This is a genomic window from Escherichia sp. MR (assembly GCF_005280595.1).
GTDB lineage: Bacteria > Pseudomonadota > Gammaproteobacteria > Enterobacterales > Enterobacteriaceae > Escherichia > Escherichia ruysiae.
Window position 1 is genome coordinate 1 of the sequence record NZ_SZVK01000092.1, and the last position, 7310, is coordinate 7310.

The following is a 7310-nucleotide window of genomic DNA, read 5'->3' on the forward strand; positions in this document are numbered from 1 at the left end:
TAGAAACAGAAGCCACTGGAGCACCTCAAAAACACCATCATACACTAAATCAGTAAGTTGGCAGCATCACCCGTTTTCCAAATTAACAACCGCAACATCATCCTTACATTAACTTCCAGTTTTGAACACAGGCGCATTATATGTATCTACGAATCCAGATCAACTCAAAATATAGTCCAAAGCAAAGCAATGAGAGCTCACATTAATATAAGAAAAATTGGTAACACTAAATGAGTATATAAATATAAGACTTATCTTATTAAAAATAATATATCAACTTAGGACTGAATCCATTCAGCAAAAATATAAGATATTATTAAGAAAAGAATAAATCTCAGCGGGATTTAACTGTGATTACAAGGAAAGCATCTGAATGCTGTAAAAATATAAGCGTGGATTTTTACACTAAATCTTTACAGCGTAAAACTATAATGACACAAACAATCGACGTTCGGTTTATTTTTATCCACCAAACATAACACAAATGAACGGGTGTTTTAACTGCCTATTTTTCCATCACCCTGGTATATGCGCTCCCGTTTCTGAGCGCCCAGATAGAGCAGTTATTCCGTTCAATATGACAGCGCCATTCTGGCTGCTGAATACCAGAATGGCCGCCAATCTCTCTCTCAACAATCCTCAATAATCAGGTACACCGCCTTCACCGGCCCGTGAACCCCAACGACTTTGATAAGCTCAATGTCCGCTGTTGAACTGGGGCCACTGATGATGTTAATGCAGGATGGCATACGTTCACCGGCCTGCGCTTTCTGGTGCAATTTTTCTGCCAGCTGCGCCACTCGGGGCAAAATAGTGCTTTTACGCAAGATAAAAATAGAGGACTCAGGTAGCAGACTCAATGAACGCCCGCACTCAGCGGCGGAAAAAAGAACCACACCTCCCGACTCTGTTAAGCCATATTCAGCATACACAACGCCAACTTTCGCCTGCTCCGCCAGAGCGATATTCTCGACACCTTTCGCCGGATCCCAAACAGCGGCATTGCATTCCTGCTGTAAACGTCCACTGATCCCCAGCTCCTCCAGTCGCTTGTCGCCACTCACCACGACCGACTGATCTCCCAGCTCTTTACACAAACGTAATGCCGCTTCTGCCGCCTGCGCCTCGCTGGTCAGTTCACAACGCGTCAACATGACATCGCTGGCAAACTGGATAAACGCATCACAGTGCTGCTGTTGATTAAGTTCGGTAAGCCGCTCGTTAGCATAGTTGTTAAGCGGCGCATCTTCTGCTTGCGGTTCACGTCGCAGCGGGCGCCCCAGTGCCTGAGCAACGTTGTTCAAAAATTCGCTCCGATTATCCATTCTTTTTCTCCTGCGCCTGATGTTTCTTAAACCAGCTACGGAAACTCTCTCCGTCAGCTTCAGGAAGATCGCGTGCTTCCATCCAGTCGCTAATTGCGCCGATCCTGAGCGGTGTTTTGCCGCCATTGATAAACCAGCTTGCCGCATGGGCGCCAGCCATCATTCCGACTTTCCACAATCCCGGATGACTATTGGCATAAGCAAACATTTTGATCGCCCGTTGCTCTGCTTTTGCGGTGATTCCTTTTTCAGCCATCACCCGACGATGGCGTAAAATCAGTTTCGACAGAGGAATACGCACCGGACAAACGCTGTCACAGGCCGTGCATAAAGAGCAGGCGTAAGGCAAATCTTTAAAATCTTTATAGCCGCCAAGCAATGGAGAAATCACCGCACCAATTGGTCCTGGGTAAATAGAGCCATATCCGTGACCGCCAATATGGCGATATGCCGGGCAGGTATTCATACAGGCTCCGCAGCGAATACAGCGCAGCACATCACGAAATTCAGAGGCCAGCACCTCGGAGCGTCCGTTATCAACAATAACCAGATGAAACTCTTCAGGGCCATCAACGTGTCCTGCTTCGCGCGGTCCTGTCAGCCAGGTGTTATATCCCGTCAAACGCGCACCAACGGCACTGCGCGCCAGCATGGTGATCAATACGTCTACCTCGGCAAACGTGGGGGCGATACGCTCCATACCCATCACCGCAATGTGCGTTTTAGGCAGCGTGGTACACATTCGCGCATTACCTTCATTAGTCACCAGACATACCGAACCGGTTTCTGCCACCGCGAAATTACAGCCGGTAATACCGATTTCAGCACTGAGGAAATCTTCGCGGATCTTTTGGCGAATGAATAAGGTCATCGCTTCAGGCGTTTCCGGGCCATCATAACCCAGGCGTTCGTGTAGCACCCGGCGGATCTGGTGGCGATCTTTATGAATAGCCGGAACCACAACATGAGATGGCGGATCTTGATCCAACTGCAGAATGTATTCCCCCAGATCGGTTTCAATCACCTGAATGCCAGCATCCTGCAACACATGGTTGACGCCAATCTCTTCGGTCACCATTGATTTCGACTTCACCACTTTCCGCGCATTTTTACGCTGGGCGACCTGTAAAATGTAGCGGGTAGCGTCTTCTTTGGTTTTTGCAAAATAGACGTGACCGCCGTTTTGCGTCACTTTTTCTGAGAGCTGGTACAAATAAGCGTCAAGATTACTCAGAACATGATCACGTATCTGGGCAGCGCGATCGCGCCACTCCTCCCAGTGCCCTAGTTCATCAACCATTTTTTGCCGATTTGCACCAATACGCTGCTGCGCATTTGCCACCGCTTTGCGCATGATCGGATCTTCAATTTGCTGACGGATGCGTGTCTTAAATTCTGTATTACTGGTTTTGATCGACATCTTTATATCCTCAGCGGCTCATCAGCACTTCAGCAATATGCATCACTTTGACTTTCTGCCCTTCACGTTGTAATCGCCCACTAATGTTCAGCAGGCAACTCACGTCAGCGCCAATTAAATACTCAGGGCGGACTTCCATCAGGTGCGAAACCTTTTCTTTCACCATCTCGCCGGATATTTCGGCCATTTTGACCGAGAACGTGCCGCCAAACCCGCAGCAAGTGTCCTGTTCGGCAAAGGGCAACAGCTCCAGTCCGCGTACATTTTTCAGCAGCGTAAGTGGCTCGTCCTTCACCCCCAGCTTACGGGACAGGCTGCAAGATGGGTGATACACCGCTCTCCCCTGCAAGCTGGCGCCGACATCCACTACCCCTAATTTATTAACAATAAAAGAGGTGAGATCCTGCATACGCGCGGCAACCTTTTCGGCACGTAATGCCCATTCAGGTTCATCCGCCAGATACGTCGGGTAACTTTTTACGGCATAGGTGCAGGAACCAGCAGGTGAAATAATGGGATCGTCGTTATCCTCCAGTGCAGCGATCAGATTTTTCATCCCCGGAATCGCTTCTTTGATATAACCACTATTGATCGCAGGCTGACCGCAGCATCCCTGTTTCTCCGGGAAATTTACGCGACAGCCGAGTTTTTCCAGTAGCAGCACGGAGTCTCGTGCCATCCTTGATTTCAGTGCATCACCAATACAGGTAACAAAGAAATTTACATTCACAACCAACACTCCATTACTTCATTTCTGTTTATGCCCGATGGCAACCACCCCTTCTGGGTTATCAATCATCAATAAAAATAGGGGCTCTTTTTTATTAAGTAATAAAATACAATTTCAAACTCATTTGTATGACAAAACAGATAATCCGTCATTCAATACCTGGATGCAATAACTAATTTTATTTCTTTCGGCATCGCTCACATTTTTATAAAGACACCAGCTATCAACACTGGGGTGAAAATTTGATTTAAGTGGGTCACAAAATTCATAAACCCGACCTTGAATACCTATTTAGAGTTACTCATTAAGGGGCTGTTAAAATATACATACATTATTTTATAAATCAGAATGTTAACAATAAATATACAAACATTAACAATGTGTAATTTTATTTTACTGAAGCGATTCAGTTTGCATTTTTTATTTTAATAATGAGATAACCTCCATCGGAAAAATAGATAAACAAGGTCGATAAATATAGTCAGGAATAGAAATGCACGGATATTTAATGTTTGCTATTGCACTCTCACCTTTGCTCCTTATGGTATTTTTGATTCTGAAACTGAAGGTGCCTGTTCATTATTCAGTTCTGATATCACTGGCATTTACAGCAGTTTTATCTGTCCTGTTCTGGGACATGCCAATACAGAATCTGAAAGCCTCAGTGGGTTATGGTGCACTCAAAGGATTATGGCCGATCGTGATTGTGATCCTCGGTGCAATATTCAGTTATAACGTCATGCAGGCAACCAAAGCTCTGGATATTCTCCGCGATATTCTCGCCAGTATTAGCGAAGATAAGCGTATCCAGGTGCTCCTTATTTCATGGTGTTTTGGTGGTTTTCTTGAGGCTGCTGCCGGCTACGGTACTGCTGTCGCCATTCCTATTGGTATCCTCATCGCGTTGGGATTCAACCCACTGAAAGCCGCAATTGCTTCACTGGTTGCCAATACGGTGCCTACAGCGTTTGGGGCGGTAGGTATTCCGGTTTCAATCCTCGCCGAGCAGGTTAATCTGTCTGTTTACACCTTAGGTGGCACAATTATTCTACAATTAGCGATTTTTAATCTCCTGCTGCCCTTTGTCATTATTTGTATTATTGGCGGCGGCGTGAAAGCGATTCGCGGCGTATTCCTTATCACACTGCTATGTGGCATCGCGACACTTATTCCGCAATACTTTGTTGCCGTCCATCTTGGTGCCGAATTGCCCGCTTTTGCTGGCAGCCTGGCTAGCCTTTTCGCTGTCGCAATTGCCAGCCGTCTGCGCAAAGGTGAAGTAGACCCAGAGTGGCGTATTGAAGCCAGCCATACCCGTGAAATGGCACCACGTTCGGCAAAGGTGCTGTTCCGGGTCGGTTCTATTTACCTGTTTATTTTTGTCTTTATTCTGCTGTGCTCACCGTTATTCCCAACGATAAAAGCAGCAGCATCTCAGCTGGCTTCAGTGCTGCATTTTTCACTGGTCGATGGCGGAACATTAGCATTAAAAATAGAATGGCTCACAACGCCTGGAATGTTGATTATCTTTGCAACTATTCTCGGCGGTTTTATTCAGGGGGCATCAGCACGCGGTATGCTGGAAGTATTTATCAAAACCGTATTCCAGCTTAAAAATTCTATTATTGCGATTATGGCCATTGTCGCCATGGCAACAGTTATGGATCTCAGCGGCATTATTTCTACGCTGGCACGGTCAATTGTCGATCTCACCGGAAGTTCATACGTCTTTCTCGCGCCGGTCATTGGTGCGCTGGGTACTTTTGTCACCGGCAGCGACACTAACTCGAATATTTTGTTTGGCAAACTACAAACTATTGCAGCCAGCAAGCTGCATATCGATCCCAATTGGCTGGCGGCGGCAAATACTTCCGGTGCCACGGGTGGGAAAATGATTTCACCGCAAAGTATTGCCATTGCCGTTTCTGCCACAAAAATGGAAGGGCAAGCCAATCAAATAATGTCTGGCACCATGAAATACTGCTGTGCTTACATCGCAATACTTGGCTTAAAAGTAGGTCTCTTTTATTTCTGGTTTATGCGATAAAGTGGTTTTCTTAACCATACGCTTTATATGGATAAGGATGCACGCAAAGATTAAGTAACAGAAATCTTACCTTTAGAATGCCTGGATGTTCTTTATTTCTACCAGAACATCCGGCTGTTTTTCCCCGCTACGCTGAGTATGACTTGCTCTATTTTTATAACAGATAATCTTATCCATACTTAGCTTATAAGATAACCTCCTGAAGCTGTCTGACTCTTTCCCGATATTCACCTGGAGTACAGCCAAACTCGCGAACAAAAGCCTTGTGAAAGGATGATTCACTGGCATAGCCTACTGACTCAGCGATCACCACGACGGGGAGCGTTTCCCGGGAAAACCGCTGAGCCGCTATTTGTAGCCGCAACTTTGTTAATTCAGCCAGTGGCGTGGTTCCAGAAACATCACGAAAAAGTTGGGCAAAACTTGCCCTGGACATGTGAACGCTGCTGGCCAGCGATTCGACTGTCCAGGGATGGCCAGGCATTTCCAGCATTTGCTGAATCACTACGCCAAGGCGCGGATGAAGCAACAAACTGAGAATATTCTCCGTATTAGCCTGTACGATCCATCCACGCACGGCGAGTGTAAAGAGTGTGGCGCATACCTGGCTACACAGAGCATCCGCTCCCGGCATTGCCGCTCTGGATTCCTGTTGTAAAAAAGGAATCGCCTCCCTCAGCCAGTTAAACTCCACGCTGTCACTTTCCGGTGCCAAAAACAGAGCTTCCGGCAAAGAGGTCAAAAAATAACGCGCCGAACGTTGCAGCCGAAGAGTGCCGCATACGATACAGGTCGATTCATTTTCAATGTGACTCAGGCGATGAGCTGAGTTTTGTGGTAGCAGAACCACATTCCCAGGGCGCAATGTAAAGGTCTGCCCCATCGGCATTTCCAGTTTTGCCGCACCTTGTGTTAACACATGCCAACGAATAACCGATAGTTCCCCCGCAACATGTGGAAGCTGCCAGTCACTTCCTAACTCGCAATTTTTATCGATCGTTCCTTGTGGAGCGTTAAGCATCAACAAACGGCTAAGGGCATCCATATCAGACTCCTGAGTAGTTTTTTGATTATAGATAGCAATAATCTTATATAAGACTTAAGCCGATATCATCAATAAGTTAATCATCATCGTTATATTGTGACCCTGATTAAAAAACAACGAACATCAGACGATAAGACAAAATATCAAGCGTTGTGAAGAAGTGTTATTTGCGCATTTACGTCTATAGTCATTACGTCAAATGAATACGTTTCGACAGGAAATTATCATGAATAAATATCAGGCAGTTATTATTGGTTTTGGTAAGGCAGGAAAAACATTAGCCGTCACGCTGGCTAAAGCGGGTTGGCGTGTGGCTCTCATCGAACAATCGAATGCAATGTATGGCGGGACATGTATTAATATCGGCTGCATCCCAACCAAAACATTGGTTCATGACGCACAACAGCACACAGATTTTTCCCGTGCCATGCAGCGTAAAGATGAGGTCGTCAAATTCTTACGCAATAAGAATTTCCATAATCTTGCGGATATGCCCAATATCGACGTGATCGTCGGGCAAGCGGAGTTTATCAATAATCATATTCTGCGTATTCATCGACCAGAGGGAAATCTGGAGATTCACGGTGAGAAAATTTTTATTAATACCGGCGCACAAACTGTGGTTCCATCAATTCCAGGAATAACCACGACGCCAGGCGTCTATGACAGGGTAATGACTCTAACTTATTGATAGTGTTTTATGTTCAGATAATGCCCGATGACTTTGTCATGCAGCTCCACCG

The 7310-nt window shown here is 46.0% G+C and carries 6 protein-coding genes and 1 pseudogene; 2 read left to right on the plus strand and 5 right to left on the minus strand.

The genetic code is table 11. The annotated features are described in order from the left end of the window. Nucleotides 1–629: 629 nt before the first annotated feature. From FC814_RS21720 to FC814_RS21730, 3 genes are read right to left on the minus strand one after another with little or no spacing between them, the layout of a single operon-like run. A complete protein-coding gene (locus FC814_RS21720) occupies nt 630–1325 on the minus strand; it encodes a lactate utilization protein C (RefSeq protein WP_137326454.1) in 696 nt (231 codons plus the stop codon). After that, nucleotides 1318–2745, minus strand: a complete 1428-nt coding sequence (locus FC814_RS21725) for a LutB/LldF family L-lactate oxidation iron-sulfur protein (protein WP_000023938.1) — start codon at nt 2743–2745, stop codon at nt 1318–1320. Before FC814_RS21725 ends, FC814_RS21720 begins: the two co-directional genes overlap by 8 nt. A 10-nt stretch (nt 2746–2755) precedes the next feature. Then, on the minus strand, nt 2756–3475 hold the full coding sequence (locus tag FC814_RS21730) for a (Fe-S)-binding protein (RefSeq protein WP_001102104.1): 720 nt from the start codon (nt 3473–3475) through the stop codon (nt 2756–2758). Nucleotides 3476–3968: 493 nt separating this feature from the next. Between FC814_RS21730 and FC814_RS21735 the strand changes: the two genes are divergently transcribed. After that, a complete protein-coding gene (locus tag FC814_RS21735) occupies nt 3969–5522 on the plus strand; it encodes an L-lactate permease (RefSeq protein ID WP_000546182.1) in 1554 nt (517 codons plus the stop codon). Nucleotides 5523–5706: 184 nt separating this feature from the next. On the opposite strand, the gene rclR is transcribed toward FC814_RS21735, so the two are convergent. After that, complete coding sequence (rclR, locus tag FC814_RS21740; protein ID WP_137326455.1) at nt 5707–6567, minus strand: reactive chlorine-specific transcriptional regulator RclR; 861 nt, start codon at nt 6565–6567, stop codon at nt 5707–5709. Nucleotides 6568–6793: 226 nt separating this feature from the next. Between rclR and FC814_RS21745 the strand changes: the two are divergent. Next, a pseudogene (locus tag FC814_RS21745) lies at nt 6794–7234 on the plus strand (FAD-dependent oxidoreductase); the annotation flags it as partial. A gap of 17 nt (nt 7235–7251) precedes the next feature. Here the strand turns inward: FC814_RS21745 and FC814_RS23760 are convergent. After that, nucleotides 7252–7308 carry an IS1 family transposase gene (locus tag FC814_RS23760; RefSeq protein WP_003032489.1) on the minus strand — a complete coding sequence of 19 codons (57 nt, stop codon included), beginning with the start codon at nt 7306–7308 and terminating at the stop codon, nt 7252–7254. Between the last annotated feature and the right edge of the window lie 2 nt (nt 7309–7310).

Bases quoted from the DNA above. Each gene is read 5' to 3' on its own strand.
- FC814_RS21735 (WP_000546182.1), top strand. From the start codon at position 3,969: ATGCACGGATATTTAATGTTTGCTATTGCACTCTCACCTTTGCTCCTT.
- rclR (WP_137326455.1), bottom strand. From the start codon at position 6,567: ATGGATGCCCTTAGCCGTTTGTTGATGCTTAACGCTCCACAAGGAACG.
- FC814_RS21720 (WP_137326454.1), bottom strand. From the start codon at position 1,325: ATGGATAATCGGAGCGAATTTTTGAACAACGTTGCTCAGGCACTGGGG.
- FC814_RS21725 (WP_000023938.1), bottom strand. From the start codon at position 2,745: ATGTCGATCAAAACCAGTAATACAGAATTTAAGACACGCATCCGTCAG.